The following is a 12,879-nucleotide window of genomic DNA, read 5'->3' as shown; positions in this document are numbered from 1 at the left end:
AGATATATGGCCACACAGTTTAGGCGACTATGTGGCGAGTAAGGCAAAAAGAGAGTTTGCGCTACCCAAGCAGTTGCTCCTTTCATCTAAGTTAGCAACGCACGCGAAAAAATCAAGCCCCTTATTCGTCACCAACCTGTTTGAATAGCCATCGGATATTGAAGAAACGGGGCAAGTAACCACGCCGCAAATATTCGTGACTGTCGCGCAAGGCGGGGATTATTGAACACGGCGCACTGCATAACTAGGTACGAAGGGTTGGACGATTTCCCCCCAACGTACTGGCCCTGACCAGGTTCAAGGCGGAGTTTATTCCGCGCACGGGGCTGACAACACTGATAAACCATGTGTTGTTTGTGGACTACGGCAGGGTGGGTTTGAAATCACATTCTGGGCGTTCACGGACAGGTTCGTTGCCCGCCTGGGGAGGTTTTCCCATGGGAAAACGAATAACATCTGTAAACACCCTCGCAAGAGTGGATATATATCCACCCTAAGTCTAACGACCTTATACCTTAGAAAAGCTACAGAATTTCATAGTAAAGCTAAGCTAAATTTTTTATAGCAAAGCAATATTATAAACGCGTAGCGGGGTGGGAAGGGGTACAACCCCTTCGGGTTAAAATATTCTCTAAGTAAAACCAAATCGGGGCGGACCGAAATTTTACTAATGAGCATTAGCCAAATGGAATAAGCCCATGCATTGGACATCAAAGTATCATACATGACATCATCTCATGGGCTTGGCAAGTTGATGTCGCCCCACACTTTTTAGATATAACAACTGTCGCCTTAATGAGAAATTTAACAAAAGAGTACTTCCAGGAATTGATACCAAAAATTCCAATTACCTGGACCAGCGCGAGGTTACGCCCACTATGATCGTTGTCTTCAGGAAGCACTGGCAGTCGCGCTAAGGCTGATACCTGTGCAAATGGCATCCGCCGCATTATGATAGAAGGATGGAAATTGTGACTAGGCAGCCGAAGTGAGCAAGAAGGACAAGGACAATAACGAGCGTAATACCGAAAACTTGGTGCGTGATGCATTGCGCGACCTAGATTATTACGATGAAGGCAATAGTATAAGTGTTGAAGAACAGAAGAGCGTCATTGATGAGGTAAAACGACTACTGAAGAGCGGAAGCAAAAGCGCCAAAGGTGGTCGTGGGTACCCAGAATTCCTAATAAGCAACGCCGACACTCCCGACTTCTTGATTGTATATGAATGCAAGGCTTCACTTTCCGACCACGAAAGCAAACATGTGCAGTCTATCCTTAGAGATATTGATCTAGTTGAGAGCGAAGAAGTCGCGGCCAAACGCATAAAGCGATATGCGGTAGATGGCGCACTTCATTACGCCAAACTCATTTCCCGCAGCTACAATGTAATAGCAGTAGCGGTAAGCGGTGAGAAAAAAACTACTGCCCGAAAATCTGTCTATCTTCACTCTAAGGGTGCCAGAGCGGCGCGTCCGCTGCTCAGCAAAAGCAACGGCAACCCCATCAACGAGATTCTATCTTGGAAAGATTTCTTGAGCCACGCGGTTTTCGATCCTGCTGTTCGAAAAGCACGACTTGAAGACCTGATGACTTTTGCACGTGAACTGCATACGTTCATGCGCGACTACGCCAAACTCACGGAAAGTGAGAAGCCACTACTTGTTAGTGGCACGCTCATCGCGCTCCAAAATAAAGCCTTTTCGGCCTCCTATGGGTTGCATGAAACAAAGGAGCTACCTAAAAGGTGGATAGAGACTATCAAACATGAGATTGATCGCGCAGAAATACCACAGGCAAAAAAAGATAATATGGCGCAGCCCTACGCGTCCATTTCCGTTCATCCGGAATTAGATAAAAAGAGAAATAACTATCCAAAAGGAATTCTTTATGAACTGATTAAACGCATTCACGAGAAGGCCGCCCCTCTCATGACCGCTGAAGAAGGAACGGATATCCTTGGTCACTTCTATGGCGAGTTCTTGAAATACACGGGCGGCGATAAGAAGGCGCTGGGTATTGTTTTGACGCCACGGCACATCACCGAACTATTCGCGCTCATTGCAAATGTCAATAAAAAGTCTACAGTGCTTGATATTTGCGCTGGAACCGGTGGCTTTCTCGTGGCAGCCATGTCGCAGATGATGGGAGAAGCCACTACCGAACAAGAGCGTAATCGCATCAAAAGTAAGGGCCTCATCGGTATTGAGCAGCAGCCCAACATGTTCGCTTTGGCGGCCAGCAATATGATCTTGAGGGGGGATGGAAAGGCCAATCTCTACCAAGGTAGTTGCTTTGACGATGCCATTGCCAAAGCGGTAAAAAAACACAAGGCCGATGTCGGCTTGCTAAATCCACCGTTCGCCCAAGGCACGGCAGATCTTCACGAGCTTCGTTTTATCCAACAGATGCTCTACGCCTTGGAGGAAGGGGGCACCGGAGTCGCTATTGTTCCAATGGGCTGTGCAATCGCGCCAAACCTATTACGGCAAGAGTTAATGGCCGAACACACGTTGGAAGCCGTGATGTCTATGCCAACAGAGCTCTTTTATCCCGTGGGGGCTGTGTGTTGCATAATGGTATGGACTGCACATAAACCACACGCACAATCTAAGCGGGATACTTGGTTTGGCTATTGGAAGCAAGATGGCTTCATCAAGACCAAGCACAAAGGTCGCATAGATCCCGAAGGTGAGTGGCACATTCTGAGGGATCATTGGATTGACATGTACCGCAACCGCCGTGTTAGGCCAGGCGAAAGCGTCTTGAAGGCAGTCAGATACGACGACAAGCAACAAGATGAATGGTGTGCTGAGGCCTACATGGAGACCGACTATTTAACTTTGACGGAAATAGATTTTCAACATGTAGTGAGAAAGTATTTGATGTTCCAACTCGTCAATGAAGCAGAAGAAAAAGCAAGGGTTGTCGCGGGCGAGGATGCAGAAGATGAAAATGAGTGAGGCACCAAAACTTGTTTCACTTGGCAGCATATTCTCTGTTCACTATGGAGTGAACATGGAGCTCAACGCGCTTAAAAAAGATCCGAGCGGCATTAACTTTGTTTCTCGCTCCGCTCGAAACAACGGTGTATCGGCAAAAGTTGCTCGCGTTGCTGATGTAAAGCCACTTTCGGCAGGATTGATGACGGTAGCAGGCGGCGGAAGTGTTCTTGAAACATTTGTTCAACCCGAACAGTTTTATAGTGGGCGAGATCTTTACTATTTAGTCCCTCCTAAAGACATGTCTTTGCAGGAAAAGTTGTATTACTGCATGGTGATTCGAGCCAACCGCTACCGATTTAACTATGGCCGCCAGGCCAATAGGACGTTGAAAGACATACAAATCCCTGATCGCTCGGAGATTCCTAATTGGGTAAAAGGGATCTTCACCAAAGAAGTTGGGACATGGCAGAAAAAACTCTCAGGCTTGAATAGCCCGGGAAATTTAGCTAAGTAAGCCTTTCTCCGGGTTAGCAGTCTGTAAGAGAGGGCTTAATATTAAGCCCTCTTCAGCCGAAAAATCCGTGGAAACCTCTATGCCCGCGCAGAGCCGAGGATCACAATAATTCATTGTGTTTGCCTCGCCGTTTTACGTGCCTCAAAATAAGAAATTCCTATTTCCTTCAGCGCGGGCAGCCTGTCGGCGGGCAAGTTCCGCAATGCGGTTAATAATAAGCCGCACAATTCTGCAGGATCCAGTTTATCTGCGCCTACAGCGATCACTATACCGCCCAGTTGAATCTTGCGGTGGGCATCTTTTTCCCGTGTCAATTTCCACGCCTCAGCGAATTGTTGGCGTTTCTCTACGGCAGCGGCTCGGCTCTTTTCTTTTTGGATCTTTAGCTTTTCTTGAGCTTTAAGTTGCAACAAGTGCTTTTCAGTTTCTTTTATACGCTCGCTAAGTGGTTTTTTCTTGCTCATAGAAATCTCCCAATTTGGTCATTTCATTCAAGCAGAAAATTGGCACTTGTCGAATCTAATTTTTCTGCTTCAATATATTAGGGTGAGGGTAGAGCGTAGCGAAACCCGCCTGATTGGTTCTGTTGCGACGCCCGAAGGGTGTAGTAATAGCGCACTTATGTTTTCACCCTTCGGGTGAAAACGCGCGGTCAGGGGCTACGCCCCCGACACCCCAAAATGCCGATTGGCTTTTCTGTGTGGTTGGGGATGGTTTTTCTGTGTTTTATATTTTGCGGAGTTGTGGGCGTGGCGATATACCATTGTGAGATAAATAGCATAAGCCGAGCGAAGGGCCACAGTGCCACCGCCGCTGCCGCTTATCGTGCCGGTATTCGCATAGAGGACGACCGTTTGGGAGTAATCCAGGACTACACAAAACGAAGTGGTGTCGCCTCCTTTGAAATCCTTGCCCCATCTGGGTCTCCCGCTTGGATCTTTGATCCGTCGCGATTGTGGAACGCGGCCGAAGCCGCTGAAACCCGTAGCAATGCAAGAGTTGCACGGGAGATGGAAATTGCTTTGCCGTGTGAGTTGACCGAACTGCAACGTGAAGAACTGGCGCGTGATATTGGGCGGCAACTGGTTGATCGATATAACGCAGCCGTACAGATTGCGATCCATACACCGGACAAACACGGTGACCAGCGCAACCACCACGCTCATATTTTGTTTACATCACGGCAAGTTGGCGCCGACGGCCTTACCGATTACGCGGCTAAGGCGTTCGACGACTTCAAGCAGGGACCTAAAGAGGTGCTCTACTGGCGTGAGCAGGTCGCCAGTACAACCAATAAGCACCTGAAGAACGCAGGTCACGATGTGCGCGTTGACCACCGCACTCTTGAAGCCCAGGCGGTGGACGCCGCCAAGCGCGGCAGTTTAGATGAGATGCGCGAACTGGACAGGCTTCCCACAGTAAAGGAAGGCCGCGCACCGTCACGACGCCGACATGCGCGCATTCGCAACGCAAAAATCCGCGAAGAGAATGCCGTCAGACAGCGAGAGTGGGACCAAATGGAAATACAGGCGAACAACGAAGCGCGGCTGATGCCCGCGCACCATGATCGAAAACCCGGAGAAAATAATAATGAAGATGGAGCAAGAACCGTTGCCCGATCCCGAGCACGAAGAAGCCGAAAAGGTCCGGCACCTCTCACCAGTGATTCGGTCAATACTGATCGATTGCGAGTTGACGGACCTGGCCGAAAGCCTGTGCTTTCAGTGTCGCCAAGCCACCGTGTTGCAGTTGTCCAGTCCCGATGGAGTCCAGAACGCGGCCGTCATTCACTGCGCAGCACTTTCGAGGGACATTCAGGTGACGGTGGCGCGCTGCACTTCACATCTTCCACAGTCATCCGAGGCGGTTCACTGACTGAAACACCGATTGTTCAAGCATTAGGGGCGGTAGCCAAACCCGCTTTGGATCCATCGCAGCCCGCGCGCGTAGCGCGTGGAACAGTGGCCCCAAAGGGGGCGCTAAAAATCTTCAGTTCCGCGCCTAGCGGAGGGGGCAGCAACGCTCGGATTTCTGTGACTGGAAGTGAGTACGACCGCAGGATGATGCAGTTGGATCAAGAGCGCTTAGACATGGAAGCCGACGCGGCACGGCAAGGGCGACAACGGGATGCGGAAGTTAAAGCATTATTGGAGTCGTTGACTGCGTTGGAGGCAATGCATTGGCGCGACCAGAACCGCCGAATTGCGGAGGCGCGTGCTTGGCTCTCCACGCACGAACACGAGGAGCAGCACCGGTTCGCTGAGCGTGAGCGGCGCAAACGTGTGAGAGATACGGAATGGGCACGGCTGCAACAGTGGAAGCAAACCAATCCCGAGCCGTGGCAATTTTTCCCAAAACACAAGCATTGGGCGTCTGCATTGGAAGAACGTACGAAGTCACTACGAACGGCAGACATAGATTATAAGTTGGCTAAAACCAATGCCGACTTGCCAGCCTTGCAGAAGTTGGGACGCGAACGCATCAAAATGCAAAGACAGTTGGCACGGGCCACCGCAGCCCGTCAGGCCATTGCTATGCTTCCCAGCGAACATGAGCAACAAATCGCTTTACCCATTGCACCGCAACCGCCCATCATGGAGCCGCAGCGCGATACACCCAAAGTTGCGCGCAGTCGCTGGGCAAGATTTCCGGCTCTAAATCCACCGGGATACAGAAGGCCCATTGGCTGAATAAGCGGCTAGCTTTACAAGAACTCCTTCAATTTCTTGATGTTCAACACACCTTGCTGTTCCCAACACAATGACGGGTGACACTGTTTCGACAACTGCTCATAAGCGTTTTGACTATAGTTTAAACTGTGCGCCGTATCCAAGGTGCTGGGCTTTTCGCTTTGTTCGTGTCCTACGTACCGTTCGCGCCAGCCCTGAGAAACGCCATGTCGTGTCATCTGCGTAATTACAGTGTCGCGGAATGAATGGAGTCCCATTTGTCCCATCCTTGGCTTGATGCCTCGCCGCGCGATATAGCGAATAAAAGCACGTTGTGGGGCACCTGCGGGCCCGTTGTTCGCGGCCTGCGTCAGATCTGGAAAAAAATACTGTTCCTTTGCAATTTTTAGTCGCTCCACACGCTCTAGAATCCCTAATTCAATCAAATCCGGATGGATTGGAACTTTGCGTTCGCTGGCTTCGCTTTTCGTGCTTTTGTATTCTCCCAACAGGTTGAAGTCGAACACCCACACTCCCTCTTCCTGCACGATGTCAGCCACTTCCATTTTCGCAATTTCGTTGCTGCGGGCACCTGTGTACACACAAATTAAGGCTACCCAGCGGTCGCGCTCATTGCCCAAGTCGTGGAAATGGTTGAAATCGAAAATATTCTTCAACTGCTCAATATTGAATGGCTCCGATCCAAGCGCCGCCGCTTTTCGCTTTTCCTTTTTAGTGATCGTAATGTGACCGTGAGCAGGGTTTTTCCCATCCTCGAAGTACCCTGATGCCATCGCCCATTTGAAAAATCCCGCAAGCCAAATTTGCGTACTATTGACCGTACTGCGTTGCAATCCCTTTGTTAGTTCCTGTTCGAGAAATGCCGCAATTTGGTGGCGTTGAATTGCGTACACAAACGAGCGGGGTTTGATGTAAGCCGTAAACTCATCGATTGTCTTGACCACACGGCCAAACGTCTTTGCTTTACCTAGCCGCTTGCGTACGACTTCAATATATTTTTCTCTAGCGATGGCGATGGTAATCGCCTTCACTCCCGGGGGTGCGCCAAGTACAGCCGAGACAGGAGGCAGCGTAGCAGGCGCAAGCGTCGGCGGAGACGATTGTGTCCGTGCCTGTTCATTTAGCCGCAACAGCATTGGGAGCGCCGCAACCAAATTATCGGCATCCGCTTGCGTTCCATCGGTTTCAACACGCAGCCCCCCGTTTGAACTGACCTCCAAGGTGTAATCACGTGTCTGATCCTCTCCAAACGCTGTCTGCGCGCTTCTGAGAAGGTCCTCTAATGATTTGGTCACACCACCCCCATCAATCTGCACGAACGCTTGTTGATAGCGTACAGCCAGATACAGCGCCTTGACTTGTGCAAGACGTGGATCGGTTGTGTGCAAAGCATGCTTGATGACCTTACGGCGCAGAGTATTGCGCAGGCGCAAGGGAACAATAATACGAAAGGAAAAGCCGCCAGAACGGCGAACAAGGTAGGTCGGTAAGCGCACAAGTGTCCCAACGTTGTCCCGTTGAGTGTCCTCGGCGCTCGTTCCTTGTTGCGTGTAAGTTGCTGTTCTACAACAACTTATCTGAAAGTGGCGGAGAGGGGGGGATTCGAACCCCCGAGGCGCTATAAACGCCTGCCTGATTTCGAGTCAGGTACATTCAACCGCTCTGCCACCTCTCCAGATGGTCCCCAGTGTCCTGGGGCCGTGCATCATACGGGCACATGGCCCGCGCCACAAGCGGCCCGGGCCGGCGCAGGCAGGGCCAGGCGCGCGTCCAGGCGTGAACCGGTGCTGCGGCACCCGTGCGAGGCGTGTTGCCGCTAACCGGCCGGGCCGCGATGATGGTGGCGCATCTTCTCCTTGGCGACCCGGCCCCATGCTCGAATTCGGACACCTCACCCATGTCGGCCTGCGCCGTGACCTCAACGAGGACACCTACTACGGCGACAGCGAGCTGGGATTGTGGCTGGTCGCCGATGGCATGGGGGGGCATGCCTGCGGGGAAGTGGCCAGCGCACTGGCCCGCGAAACCATCGTGCGCGAAGTCCGCGCCGGTACCCCGCTGGCGCAGGCGGTACGCATCGCCGACGAAGAGATCATCAAGACCTCGCGCCGCTGCAACGACACCTTGCCGATGGGCACCACCGTGGTCGCCGCGCGCGTACTCGGCCAGCGTTTCGAAGTGGCCTGGGTTGGCGACAGCCGCGCCTACCTGTGGCGCGATGGCCGGCTGGCGCAGCTGAGCCAGGACCACAGCTATGTGCAGGAGCTCATCGCCCAGGGCACGCTGACCAGCGAGCAGGCACGCGCGCACCCGCATCGCAACGTGGTGACCCAGGCACTCGGCGTGACCGACCCGGCGCATCTGAATGTCGCCATCATGCAAGGCGAACTCAAATCCGGCATGCAGCTGTTGCTGTGCAGCGACGGCCTGACCGAAGAGGTGGACGATGCCGCCATCGCGGCCACGTTGTCGCAAGCCGATTGCAGCGCGCAGGAATGCGTGGAATGCCTGGTCGCCGCCGCACTGGATGGCGGCGGTTCGGACAACATCACCGCGATCCTGGTGCGCAGTTACTGACGTAGCGCGGCGCGCGAGCAAAGTACCTCAGGCCAGACGCCTCACCCGGCGACCGCAATCTCCTCGACCGGCGGATCCCACAACGCACGCCCTGCCTTCTTGCGCAGCTGCGCCAAGCGTGCCTCGTGGGCCTGCAATTCGGAAGCGGTCACCGCAATGCGCGGACGCGGCAACAGCAGCGCCGGGTCGAACGCAATCACGCCGCTCGCCGCATCGGTCTGCTGACCGGCATCGGCACTGGCAAACCCGATTTCCTCCTGGCCGGAGGTCAGCGCGATATACACATCGGCCAGGATCTGGGCATCGAGCAACGCGCCGTGCAGCTGGCGATGCGAGTTGTCCACGCCCAGACGCTTGCACAAGGCATCCAGGGAATTGCGCTGCCCCGGATAGCGCTCGCGCGCCATCATCAAGGTATCGACCACCGTGGCGCGCTCGACGATGCGCCCGTAGTGATCGCCCAGCAGCGCCAGTTCGTTGTCCAGAAACCCCAGGTCGAACGCAGCGTTGTGGATGATCAGTTCCGCGCCGTCGATATAGGCGAGAAACTCATCCACCACCTCGCCGAACAGCGGTTTATCGGCAAGAAATTCCAGGGTCAGCCCGGTCACCTCCTGCGCGCCCGGCTCGAAGTCGCAGTCCGGCTTCAGGTAACGATGGAAATTGTTGCCGCTCGGGCGCCGCTCCAGCAGCTCCACCGCGCCGATTTCGACGACGCGGTTGCCCTTGCGCCATTCCAGGCCGGTGGTTTCGGTATCGAGAATGATCTGACGCATGTGTCCTCTTACGATGTCGCAAGATCATCGCGCTGGGCGATGGCCTGATTGCGGGCGAGCACGTCGACGCGCTCGTTGTCCGGGTCGCCATTGTGGCCTTTCACCCAACGCCAATCGATGCGATGGCGCTGCGTGGCCGCGTGCAACCGCTCCCACAACTCGCGATTTTTGACCGGATCGCCACCGGCGGTCTTCCAGTTGCGTCGCACCCACCCCGGCATCCATTCGGTGATGCCCTGGCGCACGTACTGCGAATCGGTATGCAACACGATCTGGCACGGCTCGGTCAGCGTTTCCAGCGCCATGATCGCCGCCATCAATTCCATGCGGTTGTTCGTCGATACCGCCTCGCCGCCGGCCAGCTCCTTTTCGCGGCCGTTGTAACGCAGCAAGGCCGCCCAGCCGCCCGGGCCGGGGTTGCCGAGGCAGGAGCCATCGGTATGCACTTCAATGGATTTCATCAGGTTCCAGAGTTGAACGTAAACAGGTCAGATCGTGGCCACCGGCTGTGGCCAGCGGGCAGGCAGGGCGATCGGCGTCGGCCCGATCGCCGCGGCAGCACGCTTTTCCACTTCCAGCAGATACACCGCGCGCCAGGGTGCCCGGCCGGGGTCGGTGGACTCGCCGCTGGGGCGCCAGATCGGCCCCAGGTAGCGCTCGGCCTGCACGCTGTGCAGACCGGCACGCTGGGCCAGGAGGCGCCAGCGATCCGGGCGCAACGCGACCGGCCCGCGCCGCGCCCAGCGGAAGCGGTAGGGGCTCATCGGATTGAGCGTGAACAGCCACAGACGGCCGCCGGGCATCAGCAGACGCTCGCATTCGGCCAGAAAGTCCGCTGCCCCGCCAACCACCGCATGTTGCGCCACGATCGCCTGCAGGCTCTCGGTCGGCAGCGGAAACGGTAGCGCGCAGCGTGCGTCGCCGGCAAAGCGGCCGGCACTGCGATGCAGGCGCAAACCGCGCCCTTGCAGCAACTCGCGCGCAGGCATGTCGGCGGTCGGCGTCAGCCACAACCACGGCTGCGACGGCCGTGTCTGTAGCGCTTCCAACGCCAGACGACGCTCCAGTTGAAGCAGGCCGCGCCCCGCGCCGGTTTCAAACCAGGATGAGACGCCAGCTTGACGTGAGAATGGCGGGGCAGGCATGGTCCCAATTCTATGCGACTGATCGCCCTGCCCGCATTCGACGACAACTACATCTGGGCGCTGATCGCTGCAGATGGCCGCGCCATCATTGTCGACCCCGGTCAGGCCGAGCCGGTCCTGGCTGCCGCGCAGCACCAGGGCCTGGTGCCGAGCGCCGTCCTGCTCACCCACCACCACGGCGATCACATCGGCGGCGTTGCCGAGCTCCAGCAGCGCTGGCCGAACCTGGCGTTGTTCGGCCCGGCCGACGAACGCATCCCGGCGGACGCGCGTCAGGTGGGCCAGGGCGAGCGCTTGCGCCTGCTCGATGTCGAGTTCCAAGTGCTCCAGGTGCCCGGCCACACCCGCAGCCACATCGCCTTCGTCGCTGACGGCTACCTGTTCAGCGGTGATACCCTGTTCAGCCTAGGCTGTGGGCGGATGTTCGAAGGTACCGCTCCCCAGATGTTCGACTCGTTGCAGCGCCTGGCCTCCCTGCCTGGCGAAACGCTTGTGTGTTGCGGCCACGAATACACCTTGGCCAACGCGGCCTTCGCGCTGCACGTCGATCCCACCAACGCTGCCTTGCAGCGCCGTCAACAGGAAGCCCAGGCCATGCGTCATGCAGCCCGTCCTACCCTGCCGATTTCGCTCAAGAGTGAACTGGCCACCAATCCGTTCTTACGCACCGGCCGCCCCGAGATCCGCGCTGCAGTAGCACCGCGCGCAGCCAGCGAGCTTTCCTCTGAAGTCGATGTTTTCGCCGAACTTCGGCGCTGGAAAGACGAATTTCGCGCATGAGGCGCCTGGTTTTGACAGTGCTGGCCGCCTGTTCGGCCATCGCACCGGCAGCCGCATCGTCCAACGACGCAAGCTCCGCCCCCGCCAGTAGCCAGGCCGCGCAAGTCAGCGCGCCAAGCCTCCGCAACGGGCGCGAGATTTTTTCGGCCTTTCTCGACGGTCGCGCCGACCCGGGCTGCGACAGCGCCCATAGCGATGCCCGCTGGGAACAGCATTTTTCGCGCGCCCCGGCACGTCTGGCAGACGATGCGCAGGATGTCCTGCCGTTATTCGGTTATGTCGTGGACGAGTTGCGCAAGGCCGACATGCCGACCGAATTTGCGCTGATTCCATTCGTTGAAAGCGGCTACCGCCCCGGGGCCCGCAACGGCAGCGGCCCTGCCGGCCTGTGGCAGTTCATCGCGACCACCGCGCGCAACCACCAGGTGCCGGTCGGTGCGCAATACGACGGACGCCTGTCGGCAGTGGACTCCACCACTGCGGCGGTGCGCTATCTCAAAACCCTTTACGGCATGTTCGGCGGAGACTGGCGCCTGGCCCTGATGGCCTACAACGCCGGCGAGTACCGCGTGCTGCAGGCAATGCGCAGCGCCGGGATGAACGCGCAAAACGCACGCCCCTCCGAATTGCCGGGCATGTCCAAGGTCACCTACGACTATGTGGAGAAACTGCACGCACTTGCCTGCGTGCTGGATCACGCGCAACAGCAGGGCAACCTGCTGACGTCGCTGGATCGCCAGGTGCCCGTCCTCACCGAACATGCGTTGCCGGCAGGCACCAGTCTCAACGCCTGGGCCGGACAGCGCGCGATCGAGCCGCAACTGCTCGCGCGCCTGAATCCCGCCCTCGCTGGCGCGCGCGCTGCGCCGCGCGGCGTGCACGTGCTTGCGCCGCTTGCGCCGCCGCAGCCCGGTGCAAATAGCGCCATGGTCGCCTCTGCCGAGGTGGGAACTGGCGCCGCCAGCAGCACTCCCGCACCGACCGCCGTTGCCTCTGCAGCCAGCAAAGCGTCGACCTCGCCAGCACGTACCCACACCGTGCGCAATGGCGAATCGGCCTGGGCGATCGCACGCCGCTATGGCATCACCGTGACGACGCTGCTCGCCACCAATGGCCTGGACAAAAGCGCCATTCTGAAGCCTGGCATGGTGCTGTCGTTCGACGACTCGCCCTAAAGTGACGCGCCAAGGTGCGACGCACCTTGGACGTTGTCGTGGGCACAGGCAGGCGGTAGGCGGTAGGCGGTAGGCGGTAGGCGGCATGATCGCGCCGATCCTGAACTTCGCTCACCAACCCAGCCTTCTCGTCAGGCCGCTTCGGTCGCGAAAGATGGATCTTGAGCGTTGCCGGGGTGCAAAGGCACAGTTAGCGTCTGCTGCGCGTCGCGCCGGGGAACCGACTTGGCGCTGTACGTGCGAGCCGAGCTCCGGCAAAACTCGAAGCTTGCAGGCCT

The 12,879-nt window shown here is 56.7% G+C and carries 11 protein-coding genes and 1 tRNA gene; 6 read left to right on the top strand and 6 right to left on the bottom strand.

The window, feature by feature from the left end; translation table 11 throughout:
* Positions 1-988 precede the first annotated feature (988 nt).
* Together ACCQ15_RS05360 and ACCQ15_RS05355 are read left to right on the top strand one after the other, a co-directional pair.
* Positions 989-2,962 carry an HsdM family class I SAM-dependent methyltransferase gene (locus ACCQ15_RS05360; protein ID WP_228884884.1) on the top strand — a complete coding sequence of 658 codons (1,974 nt, stop codon included), beginning with the start codon at positions 989-991 and terminating at the stop codon, positions 2,960-2,962.
* Positions 2,901-3,458 (top strand): hypothetical protein, encoded by a 558-nt coding sequence (locus ACCQ15_RS05355; protein WP_126952843.1) that lies wholly within the window; start codon positions 2,901-2,903, stop codon positions 3,456-3,458. Before ACCQ15_RS05360 ends, ACCQ15_RS05355 begins: the two co-directional genes overlap by 62 nt.
* A gap of 110 nt (positions 3,459-3,568) precedes the next feature.
* On the opposite strand, the gene ACCQ15_RS05350 is transcribed toward ACCQ15_RS05355, so the two are convergent.
* Positions 3,569-3,922, bottom strand: coding sequence for a conjugal transfer protein TraD (locus ACCQ15_RS05350; protein WP_011346595.1), 354 nt, complete (start codon positions 3,920-3,922; stop codon positions 3,569-3,571).
* Positions 3,923-4,138: 216 nt separating this feature from the next.
* Here ACCQ15_RS05350 and mobQ point away from each other — a divergent pair, with 216 nt between their 5' ends.
* A complete protein-coding gene (gene mobQ, locus ACCQ15_RS05345) occupies positions 4,139-6,148 on the top strand; it encodes a MobQ family relaxase (protein WP_372381285.1) in 2,010 nt (669 codons plus the stop codon).
* Positions 6,149-6,162: 14 nt separating this feature from the next.
* Here the strand turns inward: mobQ and ACCQ15_RS05340 are convergent, their stop codons facing one another.
* Both ACCQ15_RS05340 and ACCQ15_RS05335 read right to left on the bottom strand, forming a co-directional pair.
* Positions 6,163-7,644, bottom strand: coding sequence for a site-specific integrase (locus ACCQ15_RS05340; protein WP_033478510.1), 1,482 nt, complete (start codon positions 7,642-7,644; stop codon positions 6,163-6,165).
* Between the two features lie 88 nt (positions 7,645-7,732).
* A tRNA-Ser gene (locus ACCQ15_RS05335) sits at positions 7,733-7,823 on the bottom strand.
* A gap of 197 nt (positions 7,824-8,020) precedes the next feature.
* Here ACCQ15_RS05335 and ACCQ15_RS05330 point away from each other — a divergent pair.
* Positions 8,021-8,725 carry a PP2C family protein-serine/threonine phosphatase gene (locus ACCQ15_RS05330; protein WP_003483822.1) on the top strand — a complete coding sequence of 235 codons (705 nt, stop codon included), beginning with the start codon at positions 8,021-8,023 and terminating at the stop codon, positions 8,723-8,725.
* 41 nt (positions 8,726-8,766) lie between these two features.
* On the opposite strand, the gene dnaQ is transcribed toward ACCQ15_RS05330, so the two are convergent.
* From dnaQ to ACCQ15_RS05315, 3 genes are read right to left on the bottom strand one after another with little or no spacing between them, the layout of a single operon-like run.
* Positions 8,767-9,501 (bottom strand): DNA polymerase III subunit epsilon, encoded by a 735-nt coding sequence (gene dnaQ, locus ACCQ15_RS05325; protein WP_008571573.1) that lies wholly within the window; start codon positions 9,499-9,501, stop codon positions 8,767-8,769.
* Positions 9,502-9,509: 8 nt separating this feature from the next.
* Complete coding sequence (rnhA, locus tag ACCQ15_RS05320) at positions 9,510-9,962, bottom strand: ribonuclease HI (protein WP_372381284.1); 453 nt, start codon at positions 9,960-9,962, stop codon at positions 9,510-9,512.
* Positions 9,963-9,989: 27 nt separating this feature from the next.
* Positions 9,990-10,646 carry a class I SAM-dependent methyltransferase gene (locus ACCQ15_RS05315; protein WP_003483816.1) on the bottom strand — a complete coding sequence of 219 codons (657 nt, stop codon included), beginning with the start codon at positions 10,644-10,646 and terminating at the stop codon, positions 9,990-9,992.
* Between the two features lie 12 nt (positions 10,647-10,658).
* Here ACCQ15_RS05315 and gloB point away from each other — a divergent pair, with 12 nt between their 5' ends.
* On the top strand, positions 10,659-11,426 hold the full coding sequence (gene gloB, locus ACCQ15_RS05310; RefSeq protein ID WP_029818805.1) for a hydroxyacylglutathione hydrolase: 768 nt from the start codon (positions 10,659-10,661) through the stop codon (positions 11,424-11,426).
* Positions 11,423-12,601, top strand: coding sequence for a lytic transglycosylase domain-containing protein (locus tag ACCQ15_RS05305; RefSeq protein ID WP_029818804.1), 1,179 nt, complete (start codon positions 11,423-11,425; stop codon positions 12,599-12,601). Before gloB ends, ACCQ15_RS05305 begins: the two co-directional genes overlap by 4 nt.
* Positions 12,602-12,879 lie beyond the last annotated feature (278 nt).

The sequence above is a fragment of the Xanthomonas sp. NCPPB 1754 genome, from assembly GCF_041475725.2.
Classification (GTDB): Bacteria; Pseudomonadota; Gammaproteobacteria; order Xanthomonadales; family Xanthomonadaceae; genus Xanthomonas; species Xanthomonas euvesicatoria.
The sequence above is the reverse complement of the archived record's forward strand: the minus strand, read 5'-3'. Positions and strand labels throughout refer to the sequence as shown.